The sequence below is a fragment of the Microbacterium sp. 67-17 genome (assembly GCF_001898325.1).
GTDB lineage: Bacteria > Actinomycetota > Actinomycetes > Actinomycetales > Microbacteriaceae > Microbacterium > Microbacterium schleiferi.
Genome location: NZ_MKTR01000024.1, coordinates 350,323 through 371,036, shown reverse-complemented (window position 1 = coordinate 371,036; position 20,714 = coordinate 350,323). Strand labels below are relative to the sequence as shown.

Here is a 20,714-nt window from a genome sequence, read left to right as displayed (position 1 = left end):
TCGGGTGCGGCCGGGGCATCGTGTACTGCGTCAGTCGGCGCTCAGTCCGCCGAGCAGGCTCTCGAACGAGCGGCCCTCGCCAAGGTAGGTCGCCGGGTCGAACGGGTCCTCGGCGATGGTTGGGTCCCGACGAGCGACGGCATCTGCGAGTTCTCCAGCGGCCCGCTCGGTGCGCGAACGCAGCGAGGACGCCCCCTCGCCGCCGGCCCAGTCCTCGGCAGCCGCGAACACTGACGTCGAGACGGGGTTGGCGTGCAGATAGGTGAACAGCGGGCGCATCGCGTACTCGAGGGCCAACGAGTGCCGTGGTGACCCGCCGGTGGCAGCCAGCAGCACTGGCTTCCCGCGCAGTGAGTCCGGGTCCAGGATGTCGAGGAATGACTTGAACAGGCCGGAGTAGCTCGTCGTGAAGATGGGCGTGACGGCGATGAGGGCATCTGCGGAGGTCACGGTCTCGATCGCCTCAGCGAGCTCGGGGCGCGCGAACCCGGTGAGGAGATTGTCGGTGATCGCATGAGCGTGCTCACGCAGCTCGATCACATCCACCCCGACCTCGATCTCCCGTTCGGCCAGCTGTGCACGAACGGCCTCCGCCAGTCTGTCGGCAAGCAGCCTCGTGGATGACGGGTTCGAGAGCCCTGCGGTGACGACGGCGATGCGGCGCGTGGTCATCTCACACCCCCTGACGTGTCGCTGCGGCACCGAACGCGGCACCTGCCAGCGGCGCGCTGTCACGGTACGGGGAACCGCCGGTAACGTTGTCGCCGCGGTTGGGTCGGGGCCGAGCTTCCCGCGGTCCGCCCGCAGCTGCCACAAGACGCTCGTGGGTCGGAGCGTCGGCGACGCCTTCCGGGCGATGCTTTGCGAGCTCCTTGCGGAGCACCGGTACGACCTCGCCGCCGAGGATGTCGAGTTGCTCGAGGACTGACTTGAGGGGCAGACCCGCGTGGTCGATCAGGAACATCTGGCGCTGGTAGTCACCGAAGTGCTCCCGCATCTGCGCGTACCGATCGATGACCTGCTGCGGCGAACCCACCGTCAGCGGCGTCATCTCGGTGAAGTCCTCCAGGCTCGGTCCATTGCCGTAGACCGGCGCGTTGTCGAAGTACGGGCGGAACTCGCGGACCGCCTCCTGAGAGTTGCGGTGCATGTACACCTGCCCACCGAGCCCGACGATCGCCTGCTCCTGGGTGCCGTGTCCGTAGTGTTCGAACCGCTCACGGTAGAGCGTGACCAGCCGCTGGAAGTGCTCCTTGGGCCAGAAGATGTTGTTCGCGAAGAACCCGTCGCCGTAGTAGGCGGCCTGCTCGGCGATCTCGGGAGTGCGGATCGAGCCGTGCCAGACGAAGGGCGGTACGCCATCGAGCGGGCGCGGCGTCGAGGTGAACCCCTGTAGCGGCGTGCGGAACTGGCCCTGCCAGTCGACGACATCCTCACGCCACAGCCGGTGGAGCAGGGCATAGTTCTCGACCGCGAGGTTCAGACCCTGACGGATGTCCTTACCGAACCAGGGGTAGACGGGGCCGGTGTTACCGCGTCCGAGGATGAGGTCCGCCCGGCCGCCCGAAACGTGCTGAAGCATCGCGTAGTCTTCGGCGATCTTCACGGGGTCGTTGGTCGTGATGAGGGTCGTCGCGGTCGAGAGCAGAATGCGCTCGGTTTGGCCGGCGATGTAGGCGAGCGTCGTGGTCGGCGAGGACGACCAGAACGGCGGGTTGTGGTGCTCGCCCAGGGCGAAGACATCAAGTCCCACCTCCTCGGCGTGCTTGGCGATCTGCAACGTCGCGCGGATCCGCTCAGCCTCGCTGGGGGTGTGACCTGTCGTGGGGTCTTCCGTGATGTCGCTGACGGTGAAGATCCCGAACTGCATCTGGCTCATCGTGCTCTCCGCTTCCGGTCGCGGGGTGCGCGGCCGATCTATTCAAGTGAATGTATCTTGTGCAACGCCACCTCGTCGAATCTATTCCCGTCGCGCTCGAGACCTCACCGGCCCCTACGGCCGTCGATCTCGGCGAACATCGCGAGCATGTCCCGAACCAGTTGGTGCGGTGCTGTTTCACAGGGACTGTGTCCCGTCTCGTAGACCGCCACCTGCGCACCGATGCTCTGCGCGTACGACAGATACTGCTCGGTCGGCCACAGGTCGTGGGCGCCCGTCGCGACGAGCGTGGGCACGGATGCTGCGCGCACCGCATCGGCGACATCCGGCATCCGCATCATGAGCCCGACGATGTGATCGACACTTTCTCGTCGGGTGAGAGCGAACCGCTCACGAACGAACGCGATGCGTTGCGGGGGCACCCGGTTCAAGTTGTTGCGGATGCCCCACAGCATGAGGGATGCACCGCTTCGCGGCCCCGCGAGATTGCTGAAGCGGCCGATCCGCTTCACCCCCCGAAACACTTGTCCGGTCGCCGGCGGCGTCGACAACAGCGTGAGCGAGGAAAACAACTCCGGCCGCTCAGCAACGATCAACTGCGATACGAGTCCCGCGAAGGAGTACCCGAGGACGTGAGAGCGTGGCCCGCTCTCGAGGACGGCGGTCAGGTCGTCGATGAACAGCGGATAGTCGTAGCGGGCCCGGGGTGGATCCAGGTTCTCGGGACCGGCATCCCGCGACTCATATTGCCCGGCCAGGTCGTACGCCTCCACGCGGTAGCCGGCCTCAGCGAGCAGGGGCAGCATGAGAGTGAAGTCCTCTTTGGACCCCGTCACACCCGGAAAGAGCACGACCCGCCCGCGGGCTCCGCTGCCGAGAACGACCCGCGCCAGGGGTCCGCTCGGGGCATCGAACTGGTCGCGCACGGTGCCGACCGGAAACACCCGCCAGTCGAGGTCGGGAATCGCCGCGTCCCGTTCGCGGGCGTCGTCGGTAAGCGTCATCGACGCCCGAGACTACCCCAGCCCTCCGCACGCGGGCAGCATTCGCCGCTAGGAGAACAGCCCCGCGCCCACGAACGACCCGTCGGACGGTGCCGGCGGGATGGCCCAGATCCCGGATCCGATTGTGAGGAGATACTCCATCATGAGGTCGGTTGCGACCGACTTCTGAACCGTGATGAACCGCTCCGGCGAGCGCACGTAGCCGAGGAAGAAAAGGCCAGCATCGAGGCGTCCCAGCGCGGTGTTTCCGTCGACGTAGTTGTAGCCTCGGCGCAGCATCCGAATGCCGCCGTTGTGGTCGGGGTGCGCGCGGGCGACGTGGGATGCCGGGTCGATCGCGGTTCCACCGGATGCCGAGAGCGCCGCGAAGTCAGGGGCGGTGAACTCGTCACCTCCGCTCAGGGGGGCACCGCTGCCCTTGGCCCGGCCGGTGATGGTCTCCTGCTCGGAGAGACGCACCCGGTCCCACGTTTCGATCTTCATCGCGATCTTGCGGGCCACGAGGTACGAGCCACCGGCCAGCCACGCGGGGCCATCCTCGGCTGAGACCCACACGTGCTCGGCAAGAGCTTCCTCGTCGGTGGCCAGGAGGTTCGCTGTCCCATCTTTGAACCCGAACAGATTCCGCGGGGTCTGCTGCTGCGCGGACGTGCGAGACGTTCGACCGAAACCGAGCTGAGACCACCGCAGCCGCGCGCGCCCGAACGCGATGCGACTGAGGTTGCGGACGGCGTGAACCGCGACCTGCGGATCATCGGCGCAGGCCTGAACGCAGAGGTCACCCCCCGTGTGATCAGGGTCGAGGTCATCGCCGAGGAACGGGGGCAGCGGCGCGAGCACCTCAGGAGCCCCGGCCGCGATGCCGAAGCGGTCCACGCCATCTGCAGAGCGGAACAGAGTAGGCCCGAACCCGAAGGTGATGGTGAGGTTGCTCGCCGGCAGCCCGAGCGCCTCGCCGGTGTCATCAGGCGGCGCCTCGGGCGATCCGCCCACGGCTCCGGAGGCGCTCACCTCGAGTCCGAGCATCATCCTCGAGGCTGCATAGCTCCAGTCCTGGAGCAGTTCGACCAGTTCTTCGCGGGTTGTCGTATCCGAGACGTCGAACGCCGCGAAGTGGAGATGATCTTGCACCTCGGTCGTGATCCCGGACTGGTGCTCCCCGAAGAAGGGTTGCGTGTCGGCGCGCGGCGCGGCCTGCGCGTCCGAGACGCGCGCCACCGCGGCAGTGGCACCGACGCCGACGGCCACCCCGGCGGCGCCGGCGCCCAGCGCCAGGCCGAGCAGACCGCGCCTGCTCAGCCCGGCTGCGGGGCGCTCCGGCGATGCAGGATCGGTCATGCTCACTCCAGCACTGTCACCGTCAGCTGGGACAGCGGTTCGGCGAGGGCGTTGATCTGATCCGACAGCGCACGCTTGTCAGCCTCGGTCAGCGCACCGTAGGCGACGAATCCGTCGCTGAGCGAGCCGAAAGCCGCCAGTTCCGCTTCCAGCTGAGCGTAGCCGTCATCGATCTGCGCGACGTGCTCCTCGCCCTCGGGGCCGCTCGCGACGGCAAAGTCGCGCACGAGCGAGAAGGCCATCTTCGAGCCCTCGACGTTGGCGGCGAAGTCGTACAGGTCGGTTCCCGACCACCAGTCCTCCTCGCCGCTGATCTTGCCGGTCGCTACCTCATCAAGCAGCGCAATGGCGCCGTTGGAAATGCCCGCGATGCCTTGCGACTCGAGCGTGTCGACGAACTCCTGGCCGTGCACGTAGTCGTACAGTTCCTGCACGTCGGCGACGAGCAGGTCGCCGACGTCGGCCCGCTGCCCGGGAGTGGACGGTTCCCAGCCCTGCCACGCCGGGGTCACACCGTCGGAGTTGAGGGCGTCGGATGCGGGGACCCACAGATCCTTTTCGATGCGGTGGAACCCGGTCCAGTCGATGCCGTCGGCAACGGCGTCGACCTCACGGAAGTCGATGCGCGGATCCAGGTCGCCGAGGGCCTCGGCAACCGGCTCGATGCGCTCGTAGTAGGCGCGCACCTGCGGGAACATCTGCTTCGCGGTCTCGTCGTCACCTGCCACATAAGCCGTGACGAATTCGTCGACGGCTGGGACGAGCTGACCGACCTGGTCCTTCACGAATGCGGCATAGAGATCGACCGCCTGCTGCTTGAGCTCAGCATCCTCGCCGTCCACCGCGACGGACTCTCCGGTCACCGTGAATGCTGCTCGACCCACGCCGTCGCCGAGCATCCCGGGCTTGCACAGCGTGTAGTAGTCGCCGGGCTGGGCGAGCACGGTGAGTGTCCGGGACGCACCGGGGGCGATGTTCTCGACCTCCCCGACGATCCGCAGCCCGTCGCTGGCGAGCAGGTAGAACTCGGTGGTATCCGAACCCGCGTTCGTCACCGCGAAGTTCAGCGTGCCGCTGGCCGCACTGGCCGAGGAGATCTCGCAGGAGTCATTCGTGGAGGTCACGGTGAGCGCGTCACCGCCTTCCTGCTCGGCACGAGCTACGCACCCGGCGAGCACGAGCGAACCGGCTGCGGTCACGGCGACCAGGGCCAGGCTACGAGAGAGGACGTTCATGGGTCTCCTTGCTGTGGGAACTGGGGCCGGACGACGCTTCGCCGTGGGCGGATTCGACCGCCGTGGACTCGGCATCAGTGTGCACGGACGCCGCCCGCGGCGATGCCGTGAGCGCCCGAGCGAGAAAGAGGGTGCCGACGGCCGTGACATAGAGCACCCAGGCAATGACCTGCAACCAGCTCATGCGGGCGGTGAAGCCGACGGTGGCCTGCAGAAGCGCGGCAATCGGGCTCGTCGGATCGACCGCGCTGGTCAGGTCGAACGCCCAGCCGAACGGGAATCCGGACCAGCCGACCGCGACGGCACCACCCTCGAGGGGCGCAAGAACCGTGTTCGGACCCGGGAGGACGCCCGCCTCCTGCAGATCGCCGATCCCGTAGGCCAGCACACCCGCCGCGACCACGATCAGGAATGCACCGGTCCACGTGAAGAAAAGCCTGAGGTTCAGGCGCAGCATCCCGCGGGCAACAAACCAGCCGATAACTGCTGCGCACAGGATGCCGAGCACGGCGCCGACGAGGGCTTCTGGCCTATTACCCAGCGACTGCACCATGGACCAGAGCAGAAGCGTCGTCTCCACGCCCTCCCGGGCGACGGAGACGAACCCCAACACGACGATGCCCCACAGTCCTCCCGTCGCGATCGCCCGGTCTACGCCGCTGCGCAGTCCGCTTGCGAGCGTTCGTGCATGGTTCTGCATCCAGAAGATCATCCAGGTGACCATCGCGACCGCGAGCAGCGACAGCAAGCCGCCGATGATCTCTTGCGCTTCGAACGTCAGCGCATAGGCACCGAACGTGAAGAACGCTCCGATCGCAAGCGCCAGCGCGATCGCACCCCCGACACCAGTCCAGAGGCGCGGCAGCACATCACGACGCTCCAGCTGCGTGAGATAGGCCACAAGGATGCCGATGACGAGGGCAGCTTCGAGCCCTTCGCGAAGGCCGATGAGAAAGCTAGCGAGCACGCGGAACCTCAAGCGGTGACGGGTAGACCTCGGTAAGGCTTACCTAAGTCATCCGAGAGATTACTCCCCCGTCGTCAGGTGAGCAATTCCTGCGCGCACCGTCAATGACGAAGGGCCGCCCCACACCGTGGGACGACCCTTCGAGAAAGCGATATACGCGGTTCGCGCTTAGCGGCGAAGCCCGAGACGCTCGATCAGCTTGCGGTAACGCTCGATGTCGATGTCCTGGAGGTAGCCGAGCAGACGACGGCGCTGGCCCACGAGCAGGAACAGGCCACGACGCGAGTGGTGGTCGTGCTTGTGCTCCTTGAGGTGCTCGGTGAGGTCCTTGATGCGCTGCGTCATGAGCGCGACCTGCACCTCGGGGGATCCGGTGTCACCGGGGTGCGTTGCGTACTCTTCGATGATCGCCTTCTTGGTCTCTGCTTCCAGTGCCATAGAACGATCCCCTCTCTCTTCGTTGCGCGGTGCCCGTCACCTGCTGTGCGAGCTCTCTTTCTCCGCGGCCGATCTAACGGCAACCGAACAACTCTACCAGCCCGAGGCAGAGCCCGCGAGCGCGAGCGCAGAGTAGCCTCGTCGGGTGCGCATCACCGTCCGAACAAAGCCCGGGAGCCGGCGCGGTCCCCTGGTCGAGACGGTGGGATCCGATCTCGTCGTGTATCTGCGGGAACCGGCACGCGAGGGCGAGGCCAACGCCGCTCTCCCCCGGGTGCTGGCAGAACACTTCGGCACCTCGCCGAGCCGGGTCTCGATCGTTCGGGGACATTCGGCGCGCGTCAAACAGGTCGAGGTCGACCTGTGATGGCGCGGCTCTCGCGCGACCAGTTCCTTGATCTGCGTCCCTTCCGCGCCAGCCCCGCCTTCGCGCGGCTGTGGATCGGCTCGACCCTGGCGGGCCTTGGCGGGCAGCTCACGATCGTCGCGGTCATGCTCCACGTCTACGACCTCACGCAGAGCACCTTCGCCGTCTCCATGATCGCCGTCGTCGGGCTCGTCCCGATGGTCGCGGCAGGACTCTACGGCGGAATGCTCGCCGACGCCTTCGACCGGCGCCTGGTCGCGCTGGTGGCGGCATCCATCACCTTCGCCTCTACCGCTGTGCTCGCGATCCTCGCGTGGACCCAGCTCGAGTCGGTGTGGTCGCTCTACGCGCTCAGCATCATCAACTCCGCCGCGAACTCGGTGGTGCTCGCGACCCGTTCTGCGATCGTTCCCCGACTCCTGCCGCGTCAGCTTCTGCCCGCCGCTGCCGCACTGCAGGGCATCACCGTCGGGATCATGGTCATGGCTGGACCGGCTCTTGCCGGCGTGCTGGTCGCGACGGTCGGGTACGCGTGGACGTACTCGGCCGACGTGGTTCTGATGACATCCCTCTTCCTCGGACTGTGGACTCTGCCCCGCATCGTCCCGGAAGGCGAGATCGTCAAGCCCGGCCTCGACTCGCTGCGTGATGGAATCGCATTCCTGCGACGCGCCGCGAACATCCGTTTGCAGTACATCCTCGACATCACAGCGATGACTTTCGGCCAACCCCTCGCCCTGTTCCCCGCCATCGGCGCGGTGCTGCTCGGCGGCGGCGCAATCACCACCGGCGCTCTCACCGCGGCTTTCGCGGCCGGCGCTTTCCTCTCCAGCCTCTTCTCGGGCCGGATCGGGCGCTACCGGGCACACGGCCTCGGGATCGAACGCGCGATCCTCGTCTACGGCGCTGCCATTGTGCTCTTCGGCGGCGTACTGCTGGCAGGCGCTTTCGGGATCGGGGCCCCGAACGGTGTGGACGAGACCTCTCCGAATGTGCTCCTCATCGCCCTGGCAGTGCTGGTTCTGGCCGTCGCAGGCGGGGCAGACAATGTCAGCGCGATCTATCGGTCGACCATGATGCAGTCGGCCGTACCCGACGCTATCCGCGGGCGCCTCCAAGGCATCTTCATCGTCGTCGTCGCCGGGGGGCCCCGAGTGGGCGCGCTCTACGCCGGAACCCTTGCGACGTTCACGACTCTCTGGTTCCCACCGCTCCTCGGCGGACTGCTGATTCTGGCGATCGTGACCACCCTCGTGCGCGTGAGTCCCGGGTTCCGCGCGTACGACGCCGACAACCCCGTCCCCTGATCAGGCTCGCCGCAAACGACGGTGGGGCGGATGCCGCAGCATCCACCCCACCGGTGATTTCTCCGTTACCTCAGTCGGCCTGGAGGGCACCCTGCAGGTCGAGTTCGATCGTCACGTCCTTGCCCACGAGCACGCCTCCGGTCTCGAGCGCGGCGTTCCACGTGAGGCCGAAGTCCTCGCGGTTGATGACAGCCTTGGCCGTTGCGCCGGCCTTGTAGTTGCCCCACGGGTCGTTGCCGAAGCCACCGAACTCGACCTCGAAGGTCACGGGCTTGGTGATGCCGCGGATGGTGAGGTCGCCGTCGACGAAGAAGTCGCCCTTCTCGATGCGCACACCGGTCGAGACGAAGTCCATCGTGGGGTACTGCTCGGCGTCGAAGAAGTCGGCAGAGGCGAGGTGCTTGTCGCGGCCCTCATCCTTCGTGTCGACCGACGTCACGTCGACCGATGCGGTCACGGTGGTCTCAAGCGGGTTCGCAGGAGTCACGAACGTCGCGCTCTTGACACCGAAGGTGCCGCGCACCTTCGAGATCATCATGTGCCGGACGGTGAAGTGGACCTCGCTGTGCGACGCATCAAGCTGCCACGTGCCGACGCGGTAGCCGGGGATCTCGACGGTTGTCGTTTCGGTCATGCTCTCTCCTCGGGAGTTCTCTGGGCCGCCACGCGGCGACAAGAGCCCCAACACTGCAGCTCGGGCGCTCTATTCCCGTGAATGGAAAAATTTGCGAGCGCGTCATCTCCCGGTCATCGCAGCGACGAAACGGCGGCGGATGCCGAACCATCCGCCGCCGTGTGAAAAGTCAGAGATACTCAGCCGACCGAGACGAGGTCGATGATGAAAATGAGGGTCTTGCCGCCCAGGAAGTGGCCACCGGCGGGGCCGTACGCCAGGTGAGGCGGGATCACCAATTCGCGGCGACCGCCCTCACGCATCCCCGGAATGCCGTCCTGCCAGCCCTGGATGAGTCCGCGGAGCGGGAACTGGATGCTCTCACCGCGGTTCCACGACGAGTCGAACTCCTCACCCGAGTCGTACTCGACGCCGACGTAGTGCACGGTGACGCTGTCGCCCGGCTTCGCCTCGGCTCCCTCACCCACGATGAGGTCACGGATGACAAGTTCGGAGGGAGCGGGGCCCTGCGGGGCGTCGATGTCGGGCTTGGTGCGGTCATCAGTCATGCTCACCATCCCACCAGAGCCGGTCGCGGCGCGCAATGCGACACCGCGACCGCCGATCACACGGGGACTCTTGACAGGGCGCGGATGCGGCGAGAAGCTGATAGTAGTTCAACTCAGCGCCCGGATTTCGACTCGCAGGCATCGCCGCGGCACCGGGCGCTGAGTCTTTGTTCGGCGCTAGCGTGGGTGGATGCGCTTCGCCCACATCTCCCTCCCCGGGTCAGCCACACCGCAGCTCGTAACCGTCGATCACGACGGGGCAGCGGTGGTGTCGCAGCTCTTCGACGGGGCGCCGGTCACCCTCAACGAGCTCATCGAGGGCGGCGATGAGCTGCTCGATCGGGTTCGCGCGGCGGCGTCGACAGCTCCCCGTATTCCCCTCGACGGCGCCGTCTACGGGCCCGCGGTGCCCCAGCCACCCGTCATCCTCGCCGTCGGCCTGAACTACGCGGCGCACTCCAGCGAACTGGGGCTGAAGACCGACACGGCGCCGACGGTCTTCGTGCTGTGGCCGGGCTCCCTGGCAGGGCACGACGGCACGACGAGCTGGCCACGCACACTCAGCGAGTCCGTGGACTATGAGGCCGAGCTCGGAGTGATCATCGGCCGGCCCGCGAAGGACGTCACACCCGAGTCAGCTCTTGATCATGTCTGGGGCTACACCGTCGTCAACGACATCACGGCGCGCGATATCCAGTTCGCTGAGGCGCAGTGGTCGCGCTGCAAGTCATTCGACGGCTTCACCCCGGTCGGACCGGTCGTCGTCACAGCCGACGAGATCCCCGACCCGCAGGACCTGCGCATCTGGACGGTCCTCGACGGACACACCCTCCAGGATGCCTCCACGGGCCAGATGGTCAGGCCGGTCTCGACGCTGATCGCTCACTTGTCAGCGTCAGCGACCCTCCTGCCCGGGACCCTCATCTCCACGGGCAGCCCGGGCGGTGCCGGCTACTCCCGGGATCCACAGGTCTTCCTCCGCGACCGCTCGACGGTGACGGTCGGCGTTGAAGGGATCGGGGAATTGAGAACGCACTGCCGGATCATCGACTGATCGGGCAGTGCATTCGGGTGATCGTCAGTTCGAGTAGACGACGAAGGATGCCGTCGAGAACACGATGATCATGATGACAACTCCCAGCACCATGAAGATGATGCTGAGCCAGATGGCCCACTTGGCGGGAGCGTTGCTGTAGCCCGATCCCTTGCTCTGGTTCAGCGCGACGATCCCAAGGATCAGGCCGAGCAGCTGGAAGAAGAAGGCGAGGATCAGTGCGACGATGCCGAGCGTCTTACCGGGCACGACGGCCGGCACGCCGGCGGGAGCCTGCGGGGCAGGCTGGTAGGCGGGTGAATCGGACATGGGCGACTCCTTGCGTCCATTTCGGGTGAGGGGTGGTCGCACGCCATTGAGCGACCTCGCCGCAATCTAGCGGCATATTCCCAGCTTCCGCAATGCGCTGGCTCCGCGTTACAGGTCGGTGTCTCCCGTGGGCGCGGTCTCGAACCCGATGATCGGCATCGCGGCGGTCACGGCTTGGAGTCCCGAGAGCCGCTGGGGCGAGAGCTGCTTGGTCACTTCGTCGCGCGACATGAGTCCACCCTCGACCACCAGATCAGCGATGTTGCGTCCAGACACCAGAGCAGCCTTGGCCAGTGCTGCAGCAGCCGCGTAACCGATGAACGGTGTCAGCGCGGTCACGACACCGACCGAGGCTCCAACCGACGCCGCGAGACGCTCGCGATTGGCGGTGATGCCGTCGACGCAGTTCACGCGCAGGGTGCGCATCGCGCGACGCATCCAGGTGATCGATTGGAAGATCGAGTGAGCGATGATCGGCTCGAAGGCATTCAGCTGCAGCTGACCGCCCTCGACGGCCATCGTCACCGTCAGGTCCGCGCCGGCTACCGCGAAGGCCACCTGATTGACGACCTCCGGGATGACGGGGTTCACCTTGCCGGGCATGATGCTCGATCCCGCCTGGCGCGCGGGCAGCGAGATCTCTCCGAGCCCCGCCTGCGGGCCCGACGAGAGCAGACGCAGGTCGTTCGAGATCTTCGAGAGCTTGATGGCGTTGCGCTTCAGGGATGCCGAGAACGACATGAACGCCCCCGTGTCGCTGGTCGACTCGACGAGGTCGGATGCGGTCTCGAGGTCCAGCCCCGTGATCTCGCGAAGATGACGCAGCACCGCCGCCGCATAGTCGGGGTGGGCGGTGATCCCGGTGCCGATCGCCGTCGCGCCGAGGTTGACCTCGAAGAGCAGATGCGCGTTCTCGGTAAGCCGCTGATAGTCCTGACCCAGGGTGGTCGCAAAGCCGTGGAACTCCTGCCCGAGAGTCATGGGGACGGCATCCTGCAGCTGCGTGCGGCCGACCTTCAGGACGTCGTGGAATTCCGTCGCTTTCCGCAGGAACGATTGGCGTAGCAGGTCGAGCTCTTCCAAGAGTGTCTGCAGGTCGAGACTCAACCCGACCTTGATTGCCGTCGGATAGACATCGTTGGTCGACTGACTACGGTTGGTGTCGTCGATCGGCGAGAGGAACGCGTAGTCACCCTTGGGCCTGCCTGCTAGCTCCAACGCGATGTTCGTGATGACCTCGTTCGCGTTCATGTTCGTCGAGGTGCCAGCGCCTCCTTGAACCACCCCGACCACGAACTGGTCGTGGAACTGACCGTCGATGACCAGCTGCGAGGCTCGGTCGATGAGCACCGCCTTCTCGCGATCGAGAACCCCGATCTCGGCGTTGGCTCGCGCCGCAGCCTGCTTGACCATCGCGAGGGCGCGCACGAGGTCGGCGTAGACCGAGATCGGGCGCCTCGAGATCGGGAAGTTCTCCAGCGCGCGGGCGGTGTGGATGCCCCAGTACGCGTCAGCGGGGATCTCCATCGACCCCAGAGAATCAGTTTCGGTGCGCGCCGAAGCGGCCGTGTGGTGCGTCATTGTTCCTGCCGTTCATGAGCGCTTTCGAGAGAAAGCCTCGAGTCGCTCGTGGGGGGTGAGTGCCGCCATCCGTTCGACCCACTCCTCGGAGAAGTAGTCGCCGGTGTCGGCATCGACGACCGGCACGACAGCGTGCGTGATCGTCGCCTCGTACACGTGCACGAGGTGGAAGGACTGCCCGGCATCCATACCGTTTACCTGCTGCGCAGGCCGGGCGAGATCCATGGTGTAGCAGGTGGCTGCCGAAACCGACACGGGAATCCCGGCGAAGGTCGCACTCGTCGAATAGTGCAAATGGCCCGCAAGGATGCCGCGAACATCGGTGCCTGCGATCACCTCGGCGAGACGCTGCTGGTCACGTAGTTCGAGGATGTCGAAGAACGGCAGGTGGGACGGAATCGGCGGGTGGTGCATCGCGAGGAGCGTCCCGAGCGGTGCGGGAGTGGCGAGCTGCTCCTGGAGCCAACGAAGCTGACCCTCATCGAGGTCGCCGTGATGCCAGCCGGGCACCGACGTGTCGAGGGCGATGAGCCGCAAGCCGCCGAGATCCCAGACGCCGGTCACCGGCTCCTGCGTCGGTTCGGCATCCAACAGCTGCTCGCGAAGCATCGGGCGCTCATCGTGGTTGCCTGCCACCCAGACCAACGGTGCCTCGAGCTGCCGGGCGAGGGGCTCCAGGAACGCACGCAGGTCACGGTAGGCGCCGGGCTCTCCCTCGTCAGTGAGGTCGCCGGTCACCACGATCGCGTCGGGACGGATGCCGAGGCTTCGCACTTTGTGAAGGGTCCGGTCGAGGTTCGCTGCGGTGTCGAACCGACCGCCGAGGCGCCGATCACCGTCAAGGAAGTGGGTGTCGCTCAGGTGCACGATCGTCCGCAGCGCGGGCGGATACTGACCGAAACGCACGGGAGCCGAAGCCATGTCGCCAGCATACGTCGCACGGGCGACGCGGCCCTCTCGACTAGCGTGGGTCGGGTGACATCCGTCCCCGAAGCACCCAGCGCCGCCCGCCGCCCCGTTCTGCGTTCGCATCATGGCGACGAGGTCGAGGATGCCTACGAATGGCTCCGCGCGAAGGACGACGCCGACGTCCGCGCCCATCTCGAGGCAGAGAACGCCTTCACCGAGGCGCGCACGGCCCACCTCGCACCGCTTCGCGAGCAGATCTTCGAGGAGATTCGCTCCCGCATACTCGAGACCGACATGTCGGTGCCGGTGCGTCGCGGACAGTGGTGGTACTACACCCGCTCGATCGAGGGGCAGCAGTACGGCATCCATTGCCGGGCGCCCTTGGCCTCGCCCGAAGACTGGGATCCGCCGGTCCTCTCCCCCGACATCACGGTTCCGGGCGAGCAGGTGCTCCTGGATGCCAACCGTGAAGCCGATGGGCATGACTTCTTCGCCCTGGGCAGCTTCGAGGTCTCCACCGATGCGACCAGGTTGCTGTATGCCGTCGATACGGTCGGTGACGAGCGGTACACGATCCGCGTGCGCGACCTCGAGACCGGTGAGCTGCTGCCCGACGAGATCCCCGACACGTTCGCGGGAGCAAGCTTCTCCCCCGACGGCCGCCATATCGTCTACACGACCGTCGACGAGGCGTGGCGCCCCGACACCGTGTGGCTCCACGAGGTCGGCACCGCGACATCCGATGACCGCACGCTCTTCCATGAGCCCGACGACCGCTACTGGGTCGGTGCAGGGTTCACGCGCAGCGACCGCTATCTGATCATCGAACTCGGCTCCTCGATCACCTCGGAAGAGTGGCTGATGGATGCCGACGACCTGTCGGGGCAGCCCCGCGTTGTGTGGCCGCGGCAGGAGGGGGTGGAATACTCAAGCTCCCATGCTGTCGTCGACGGTGAAGACGTGCTCTACATCGTCCACAACGACCAGGCTCTGGATTTCGAACTCGTCCGGGTTCGCGCCGATGACCCGCAGGGTCCGCGCGAGATCGTGCTCGCGCACGAACCCGGGCAGCGCCTGCTCGGCATCTCGACGTTCCGTGACTGGGCAGTGGTGGCCTACCGCCGGGACGGGCTGTCCCGGCTCGCGACCCTCGACTACCTCAGCGGGGCGCCCACCGAAATCGCCTTCGACGAGGACCTGTACGACGTCGGCACCGCGGGAAACCCCGAGTGGGCGCCCCCCATGATCCGGCTCGCATTCGGGTCCTTCGTGACACCCTCGACGGTGGTCGACATCGTGGTAGCGACCGACGAGCGCCGCATCCGCAAGCAGCAGCCGGTGCTCGGCGGCTACGACCCGGCCGACTACGGGCAGCGCCGCGTGTGGGCCCTCGCCGAGGACGGCACGCGGATCCCGGTATCCCTCGTGTGGCGACGCTCGTTCGGCGAGCCTGGCGAGAAGCCTCGCCCGCTGCACCTGTACGGCTACGGATCCTATGAGCACTCGATCGACCCGGCGTTCTCGATCGCGCGGCTGTCGGAGCTCGACCGGGGTGTCGTGTTCGCTGTCGCGCACGTGCGCGGCGGCGGCGAGATGGGACGCAGCTGGTACGAGGACGGCAAGCTGCTGAGCAAGCGCAACACGTTCACCGACTTCGTTGCGGCAGCCCGGCACCTCGTCCAGAACGGGTACACAGATGCCGAGCACCTCGTAGCGGAGGGCGGCAGCGCCGGCGGCCTGCTCATGGGCGCGGTCGCCAACATCGCTCCGGAGCTGTTTGCCGGCATCCTGGCTGTCGTGCCGTTCGTGGATGCCCTGACGACCATCCTCGATCCGTCGCTGCCGCTGACCGTCATCGAGTGGGACGAATGGGGCAATCCGCTCGATGACCCGGGCGTCTATGCGTACATGAAGGGGTACACGCCCTACGAGAACGTCCGCGATGGCGTCAGCTATCCGCGGATCCTCGCCGTCACCTCACTCAATGACACCCGCGTGATGTACGTGGAGCCGGCCAAGTGGGTGGCGCGGTTGCGCGAGGTCGGTGCCGATGCGCTGCTGAAGTGCGAGATGTCGGCGGGCCACGGTGGCGTCAGCGGACGCTACAACTCGTGGCGTGAGCGGGCATACGAACTCGCGTGGATCTTCGATGTCCTCGGGGTTGCGCAGGACTGACCCGCCGGCGCGGCCTCCTCACCGCGCCGCTCCTTGTGCAGGTAGGCGAAATCACCGGCGTAGGACGATGTAACGCCAACACCTCCTACCTCGGTGATTCCTCCTACCTCCACGCGGCGGGTCCCCACCGCGAGCCTGTCTGTGTTGCAGGCCGTTGACATACCGCAGGTAGGAGTAGTCACCGATGCAGGGCGAATCCACGCCAACACGTCCTACCTCCGGGAGAAGACCGACCTCCGCGAGGCGAGCGGTTGCCGGTGCAGGCCCTGGGCGATGGCATCCGTGATTGTCGACGTCACATACTCGGGGTCGAACAGAATCTGGTGGTAGTCAAATCGCAGCACCGTGAAGCCACGGAGGGCGAGTCGCGTATCAGCGCGAAGGTCGCGGCGACGATCGGATGCCTGGTGATGGGCAAACCCGTCGAGCTGAACAACGAGGCGGTCACCGATGAGGCCGTCCAGCGGATGCCCGTCCACCCAGACCTGCTGGGCGACTGTCACTCCGATGCTGCGCATGAGGTGGACGAAGTGTGTTTCGATCCCCGAGTCGGATAGTAGCGACGCCACCGACGCCAACTGCCGGGCCCGCTCACTCCCCCACTGGACGCGCTCCAGTATGCGGCGATCGGTGCGGCCGCTACGCAGCGCCGACTCCCAGACGGCCGCTGCGTCCGCGAGCGGCACGCAGCGAGCCACGTGGAAGAGCACATTGACAAGAGGGTCATCGGTGTGGGTCGCCGAAGTCGGTGCGGGGCCGCTACCCCAGTGCAGCCGCACCCTGGGAGCACGGACGCGAGACGCCGTTGGCGCGACGGCGACATGGACCTCGTCGTGGAGCGGAGTCCACAGTCCCAGGGCCGACGCGGCGCTCAGACACGTCAGCCGCCCGCCTGTTGCCGCAGCCGTGCGCCGTGCGAGATCGCAGCCGGGGCGCACGAGCCAGCTCCGCCGAACCCGCTCGAGCGCCCCGAGTGCGATGGCAGTACGCACCACGTGCACGGTGAAGCCAGCGGCAGCAACCGACCGCGAGTGCGCGGCACCGCCGCATCCGTCGACCCATCTCGCCAGCTCACCCACGCTCCGCATCTGTCGAGTCTGGCGCGCCCGCGCTGGCGCAACCCGACGGATCCGCATAGCCGTGGATGCCGCCGCCGGGACGCTGCCCGGGGAGGAACGCCGCGCACGAACGAGAGGTAGGAAAACTCACCAACGGAGGACAGTGCGGCGCCTGAGCGTCCTACCTTCCGGAGAACGCCTACGCCGGGAAGTTCGGCCTGAGCCACGAGGCGCGCGCGCTGACGAGACCACGACCTGACCCCACCCCTCACCGAGGGAGGAGAAGTTCCCGGCGTAGGACGAATCGACGTCATCACGTCCTACGCCCCGAAGAAGTCCTACCCTCGCGCGCGGGCGGATGCCGCAACCGACCGATCAGCCGAAGAGGGCTGCGGCTTCCTCGTATCGGTAGAGCGGAACGGTGTTCAGCTCGCCGAGCGCCTCCTCGAACGAGACACGGACGATGTCGGTTCCGCGCATCGCCACCATCTGACCCCACGCGCCGTCGACGAGCGCGTCGGCTGCGTGCAGCCCGAGGCGCGTCGCGAGGACGCGGTCGAACGCGGAGGGCGATCCGCCGCGCTGGATGTGGCCGAGCACCGTCGCACGCGTCTCGATGCCCGTGATGCGCTCGATCTCGGGTGCGATGAGCTCACCGATACCACCGAGGCGAGGGCGGTTGAAAGCGTCCAGGCCCTTGTGGCTGTGCGCCTCATCCATCCCGGTGATGGTGAACCCCTCAGAGACCACGACAAGCGGCGCGCGTCCACGGTCGTGGGCGCTCGTGACCTGCCGGCAGATCTCGTCAATCGACATCGGGACTTCGGGGATGCAGATGACGTGGGCTCCAGCCGCGATGCCGGCGTGCAGCGCGATCCAGCCGACATGGCGACCCATGACCTCGGCGACCATGCAGCGCTGGTGCGAGTCGCCCGTCGTGCGCAGGCGGTCCATCGCATCGGTGGCGATGTTGACGGCGGTGTCGAATCCGAACGAGTAATCGGTGGCCCGCAGGTCGTTGTCGATCGTCTTCGGCACGCCGAGAACGTTGATGCCGTCCTTCCAAAGCCGGTCGGCCGCAGCGAGCGTGCCCTCACCGCCGATCGCGAGGATGCCGTCAATACCGGCGTCCTCCAGCGTTCGCGCGATGTTCTCGGCGCCACCGCGTGGGCCTTCGTAAGGGTTGGTACGGCTGGTTCCGAGGATCGTCCCGCCGACCTTCGACAGGCCCTTCACATCGTGGCGCGAGAGGGGAAAGAAGTCGCCGTCGACGACGCCGCGCCATCCGTCACGAATGCCGACGAAATCGAGCCCGTACGCCGTCGTGCCCTTGAGGACCACGCCGCGGATGACCGCGTTCAGACCGGGGCAGTCGCCGCCGCTGGTGAGGATGCCGATTCTCATGTGCCGTCCCTGTTGGTGTTTCCGGATGCAAGGTGGCGACGTTGCCTCCACCGACACTAGCGTCCACGCCCCGCGGCATCCATCCCCGGGTCGCCGTGATTACTCGACGAGCCCGTTGGGGACGGTGCGCAGTGTCTAGTCAACCTCGCCCAGCGCCTGCCGCAGCAGGTGCATGAGCGCCGCCAGCTGCACGGAGTCGCTCGACGCCGGGTCGACAGCCTCACCGTCGAGCGCACGCAGCGCAAGACCCTGTTTGGTGTCGATCAGTTCGGCGATCTTCGTGTCGATCGTGTGCGCGGCAATGATCCGCCACGCCGTGACCGGCTCGTCCTGGCCGATGCGGTGCACTCGGTCGATCGCCTGCGTCTGCTCGGCAGCGGTCCAGCTGAGCTCGGCGAGAACGACGTTCGATGCCGCCTGCAGGTTCAGTCCGACACCGGCTGCCGTGAGCGAACACACCGCGATCGCGACATCGGCGTCCTCGTTGAACGCATCGATCGCCTGCTGCCGAGCTGTCGTAGTCTGCTCGCCGCGGATCGAGACAGTGCGAAGGCCCGCCTGAGCGAAGTGGCGCTCGGCGGCATCCATGACATCGATGTGCTTCGCGAAGAACACGACCTTGCCGACCGACCGCTGCAGTTGCGCGGTGTAGTCGGCAGCGACGGTGGCCTTGGCCTGACCGATACGCCGGACCATCGTGAAGACGTTCTCGCTGCCGGAACCGGCTGCCTTCGACTCTTCGAGCTCGCCCTCCGCCACAAGCCGGACGATGTCCCCGTCGATCTCGCCGGGCGCAAGTCCCCGATCTCCGCGCGCTTCGATGATGCGCCGGTACTTGGCGGCCAGACGCGCGCCGAGCTCGCGCTCGGCCTGGCGGATCGAGCGCCCGTACTCGTCGTCGAGCTCGACCGGCAGGTCGGCGATGAGCTTGTCGGGGAGGTCTGCGGCGACATCCTTCTTCTTGCGCCGCACGATGCCCATCGAGATGACGGCGGAGCGCGCTTCGGGATAGAACGCCTTGTCTGCCGGGGTGAAGCCCGTCTCATCGAGCTTGGCCATCAGCTCAGCACCAGGCTTGTCGCCGGTTGTCCAGCCGAGGAACCGCCAAATGGCATCGAAGTCTTCGACGTCGTTGATCAGCGGCGTTCCGGTCAGCGCGAGTAGCAGCGGATTGTGGACCTGCTCCTTGATACGGCTGGCCAGCGCGAGGACGTTCTGCGAGCGCTGAGACGTGAGGTTCTTGATGAAGTGGGCTTCGTCAACGACCATGCCCTTCAGCCCGATCGAACCGAGCCATGACAGGTGCCGGTCGAGGATCTCGTAGTTGACGATGAAGACGTCGGCGAAAGCATCCAGGTCCTCACCGTCGCCCGAGATCACGGTTGCCCGCCGGTGCGGCGTCCACCGCTCGACCTCGCGAGCCCAGTTCATCTTGACGACGTTGGGTACGACAGCAAGCAACGGGTAGGCACCGGCAACGGATGCCGCGAGCACCGACTGCGCGGTCTTGCCCAGTCCCGGCTCATCGGCCAGCAGGAACGTGCGGTGTCCCTCGCGCACCGACTCCAGGAAGCGGGACTGGTGAGGCATGATCTCGAGTCCGCGCGGCGAGAGCCGATCGAACTCGGGAACCGCCGGAAGCTCCATGGATGCCGCCGCGCCTCCGGCGCCGGTTTCGAAAGCCTTGTACAAGGGGCCCATGAGCTCCCACCCGTCCAGGCGGCGTCGGGGGGTGTCCCGCGGCGCGCGGACGGTCAGGTCCGGAGCGAGGAACGGGTTCGCCATCTGTCGCGCCTCGATCGAGGCAGGCACCACCTGGCGCTCGGCGAGCGCCGCCGGCACGACCTGCTGCGCAGGAGCCGGCGTGTCGGTGATGATCAATTCGTCCGGAGGAAGTTCCGCGCCGGATTCGAGCAGCCAGTCGCGGCGCATGCGACGCGCCACGGGCGATGTCGCCTGATCGACCTCGAGCAGCTGGATGAGGGACGTGTCCCGCGCAGCGGTCTTGGCAAGGATCGTCGCGACGCCGTCAAGACGCTTGAGCAGCTCGGCGCGCGCGGCATCCGCGATCGACGAGTCGGCCTTCACCCGGGCGCGCTCCTCGCGAACGAGGAACGCGATCACCTGGAACTTCACGCGGTTGGTAGGCCCGAGCTTGCCGCGCTGGGCCTTTGCCTCGACCTCGCGCACCTTGCGCGCGAGGATCGGGATGATCGGGGCCTCGTCGTCGCGGCGAGCGGACGAGGATCTCTTGCGCCGCTGAGCGGCGGTTGCCGTAGCCGGCATGCTCCTCCTGAGCGTTGATACATCTGTGACCGCCGCCGTCATGGCGTCGGATGAGCGTCTGGGACAGACGCGATCTCACTTGAACATCGACTCCTGCGGCTCACGACAGCACGGGCACTCGCTTCTGCGAGCTGTGCAATGTGACGCGGCGTCGCTCCTAGTCTAGCGCGAGTGCGCAGTGCGCCATCGCGAGGGGGCAGTTCACAGCATCCGGGTGACGT

19 protein-coding genes are annotated in these 20,714 nt (G+C 66.7%); 4 read left to right on the top strand and 15 right to left on the bottom strand.

All coding sequences use genetic code 11. From position 1 onward, the window contains the following. Positions 1-30: 30 nt before the first annotated feature. The 7 genes from BGO47_RS11455 to rpsO form a co-directional block, all read right to left on the bottom strand. Positions 31-672 (bottom strand): FMN reductase, encoded by a 642-nt coding sequence (locus tag BGO47_RS11455; protein WP_292712033.1) that lies wholly within the window; start codon positions 670-672, stop codon positions 31-33. 1 nt (position 673) lies between these two features. Continuing rightward, positions 674-1,870 (bottom strand): LLM class flavin-dependent oxidoreductase, encoded by a 1,197-nt coding sequence (locus BGO47_RS11450; RefSeq protein WP_292712158.1) that lies wholly within the window; start codon positions 1,868-1,870, stop codon positions 674-676. A 113-nt stretch (positions 1,871-1,983) separates the two neighbouring features. Next, entirely contained in the window at positions 1,984-2,883 is a 900-nt protein-coding gene (locus BGO47_RS11445; protein WP_292712031.1) for an alpha/beta fold hydrolase, read from the bottom strand. 48 nt (positions 2,884-2,931) lie between these two features. Next, positions 2,932-4,221, bottom strand: a complete 1,290-nt coding sequence (gene efeB / locus BGO47_RS11440) for an iron uptake transporter deferrochelatase/peroxidase subunit (protein WP_292712029.1) — start codon at positions 4,219-4,221, stop codon at positions 2,932-2,934. Positions 4,222-4,223: 2 nt separating this feature from the next. Next, positions 4,224-5,456 (bottom strand): iron uptake system protein EfeO, encoded by a 1,233-nt coding sequence (gene efeO, locus BGO47_RS11435; RefSeq protein WP_292712028.1) that lies wholly within the window; start codon positions 5,454-5,456, stop codon positions 4,224-4,226. Then, complete coding sequence (gene efeU, locus BGO47_RS11430; protein ID WP_292712025.1) at positions 5,437-6,423, bottom strand: iron uptake transporter permease EfeU; 987 nt, start codon at positions 6,421-6,423, stop codon at positions 5,437-5,439. Before efeU ends, efeO begins: the two co-directional genes overlap by 20 nt. A gap of 168 nt (positions 6,424-6,591) precedes the next feature. Next, the gene (gene rpsO, locus BGO47_RS11425; RefSeq protein ID WP_228177722.1) at positions 6,592-6,861 is read right to left on the bottom strand and encodes a 30S ribosomal protein S15; all 270 of its coding nucleotides are present in this window, start codon (positions 6,859-6,861) and stop codon (positions 6,592-6,594) included. A 145-nt stretch (positions 6,862-7,006) separates the two neighbouring features. Between rpsO and BGO47_RS11420 the strand changes: the two genes are divergently transcribed. Then, positions 7,007-7,228 (top strand): DUF167 domain-containing protein, encoded by a 222-nt coding sequence (locus tag BGO47_RS11420; RefSeq protein WP_292712022.1) that lies wholly within the window; start codon positions 7,007-7,009, stop codon positions 7,226-7,228. Then, entirely contained in the window at positions 7,228-8,535 is a 1,308-nt protein-coding gene (locus BGO47_RS11415; protein ID WP_292712020.1) for an MFS transporter, read from the top strand. Before BGO47_RS11420 ends, BGO47_RS11415 begins: the two co-directional genes overlap by 1 nt. A gap of 70 nt (positions 8,536-8,605) precedes the next feature. On the opposite strand, the gene BGO47_RS11410 is transcribed toward BGO47_RS11415, so the two are convergent. Next, on the bottom strand, positions 8,606-9,169 hold the full coding sequence (locus tag BGO47_RS11410; RefSeq protein WP_292712018.1) for a YceI family protein: 564 nt from the start codon (positions 9,167-9,169) through the stop codon (positions 8,606-8,608). Positions 9,170-9,348: 179 nt separating this feature from the next. Next, entirely contained in the window at positions 9,349-9,717 is a 369-nt protein-coding gene (locus BGO47_RS11405; RefSeq protein ID WP_292712016.1) for an FKBP-type peptidyl-prolyl cis-trans isomerase, read from the bottom strand. 190 nt (positions 9,718-9,907) lie between these two features. On the opposite strand from BGO47_RS11405, the gene BGO47_RS11400 reads away from it, so the two are divergent. Next, positions 9,908-10,771: a fumarylacetoacetate hydrolase family protein gene (locus BGO47_RS11400; protein WP_292712015.1), complete on the top strand. Its 864-nt coding sequence runs from the start codon at positions 9,908-9,910 to the stop codon at positions 10,769-10,771. Positions 10,772-10,795: 24 nt separating this feature from the next. Here BGO47_RS11400 and BGO47_RS11395 read toward each other — a convergent pair whose 3' ends face one another. The 3 genes from BGO47_RS11395 to BGO47_RS11385 form a co-directional block, all read right to left on the bottom strand. Continuing rightward, positions 10,796-11,080: a hypothetical protein gene (locus tag BGO47_RS11395; RefSeq protein ID WP_292712013.1), complete on the bottom strand. Its 285-nt coding sequence runs from the start codon at positions 11,078-11,080 to the stop codon at positions 10,796-10,798. Positions 11,081-11,188: 108 nt separating this feature from the next. Next, positions 11,189-12,661, bottom strand: coding sequence for an aspartate ammonia-lyase (locus BGO47_RS11390; RefSeq protein WP_292712011.1), 1,473 nt, complete (start codon positions 12,659-12,661; stop codon positions 11,189-11,191). Between the two features lie 12 nt (positions 12,662-12,673). After that, complete coding sequence (locus tag BGO47_RS11385; RefSeq protein ID WP_292712010.1) at positions 12,674-13,582, bottom strand: phosphodiesterase; 909 nt, start codon at positions 13,580-13,582, stop codon at positions 12,674-12,676. A 54-nt stretch (positions 13,583-13,636) separates the two neighbouring features. Between BGO47_RS11385 and BGO47_RS11380 the strand changes: the two genes are divergently transcribed. Then, positions 13,637-15,745: a S9 family peptidase gene (locus BGO47_RS11380; protein WP_292712008.1), complete on the top strand. Its 2,109-nt coding sequence runs from the start codon at positions 13,637-13,639 to the stop codon at positions 15,743-15,745. Positions 15,746-15,957: 212 nt separating this feature from the next. On the opposite strand, the gene BGO47_RS11375 is transcribed toward BGO47_RS11380, so the two are convergent. The 3 genes from BGO47_RS11375 to BGO47_RS11365 all read right to left on the bottom strand — a co-directional run bounded on the left by BGO47_RS11375 (position 15,958) and on the right by BGO47_RS11365 (position 20,493). Further along, on the bottom strand, positions 15,958-16,833 hold the full coding sequence (locus tag BGO47_RS11375; protein WP_292712007.1) for a DUF559 domain-containing protein: 876 nt from the start codon (positions 16,831-16,833) through the stop codon (positions 15,958-15,960). Between the two features lie 345 nt (positions 16,834-17,178). Continuing rightward, complete coding sequence (locus BGO47_RS11370; RefSeq protein WP_292712005.1) at positions 17,179-18,207, bottom strand: 6-phosphofructokinase; 1,029 nt, start codon at positions 18,205-18,207, stop codon at positions 17,179-17,181. Between the two features lie 135 nt (positions 18,208-18,342). Then, complete coding sequence (locus BGO47_RS11365; RefSeq protein ID WP_292712003.1) at positions 18,343-20,493, bottom strand: DEAD/DEAH box helicase; 2,151 nt, start codon at positions 20,491-20,493, stop codon at positions 18,343-18,345. Positions 20,494-20,714 lie beyond the last annotated feature (221 nt).

Coding starts and splice junctions, on each gene's coding strand:
- BGO47_RS11375 (WP_292712007.1), bottom strand. CDS start 16,833: ATGCGGAGCGTGGGTGAGCTGGCGAGATGGGTCGACGGATGCGGCGGT.
- BGO47_RS11400 (WP_292712015.1), top strand. CDS start 9,908: ATGCGCTTCGCCCACATCTCCCTCCCCGGGTCAGCCACACCGCAGCTC.
- BGO47_RS11410 (WP_292712018.1), bottom strand. CDS start 9,169: ATGACCGAAACGACAACCGTCGAGATCCCCGGCTACCGCGTCGGCACG.
- BGO47_RS11370 (WP_292712005.1), bottom strand. CDS start 18,207: ATGAGAATCGGCATCCTCACCAGCGGCGGCGACTGCCCCGGTCTGAAC.
- BGO47_RS11445 (WP_292712031.1), bottom strand. CDS start 2,883: ATGACGCTTACCGACGACGCCCGCGAACGGGACGCGGCGATTCCCGAC.
- BGO47_RS11405 (WP_292712016.1), bottom strand. CDS start 9,717: ATGACTGATGACCGCACCAAGCCCGACATCGACGCCCCGCAGGGCCCC.
- BGO47_RS11395 (WP_292712013.1), bottom strand. CDS start 11,080: ATGTCCGATTCACCCGCCTACCAGCCTGCCCCGCAGGCTCCCGCCGGC.
- BGO47_RS11365 (WP_292712003.1), bottom strand. CDS start 20,493: ATGCCGGCTACGGCAACCGCCGCTCAGCGGCGCAAGAGATCCTCGTCC.
- BGO47_RS11415 (WP_292712020.1), top strand. CDS start 7,228: ATGGCGCGGCTCTCGCGCGACCAGTTCCTTGATCTGCGTCCCTTCCGC.
- rpsO (WP_228177722.1), bottom strand. CDS start 6,861: ATGGCACTGGAAGCAGAGACCAAGAAGGCGATCATCGAAGAGTACGCA.
- BGO47_RS11385 (WP_292712010.1), bottom strand. CDS start 13,582: ATGGCTTCGGCTCCCGTGCGTTTCGGTCAGTATCCGCCCGCGCTGCGG.
- efeO (WP_292712028.1), bottom strand. CDS start 5,456: ATGAACGTCCTCTCTCGTAGCCTGGCCCTGGTCGCCGTGACCGCAGCC.
- BGO47_RS11455 (WP_292712033.1), bottom strand. CDS start 672: ATGACCACGCGCCGCATCGCCGTCGTCACCGCAGGGCTCTCGAACCCG.
- efeB (WP_292712029.1), bottom strand. CDS start 4,221: ATGACCGATCCTGCATCGCCGGAGCGCCCCGCAGCCGGGCTGAGCAGG.
- BGO47_RS11390 (WP_292712011.1), bottom strand. CDS start 12,661: ATGACGCACCACACGGCCGCTTCGGCGCGCACCGAAACTGATTCTCTG.
- BGO47_RS11450 (WP_292712158.1), bottom strand. CDS start 1,870: ATGCAGTTCGGGATCTTCACCGTCAGCGACATCACGGAAGACCCCACG.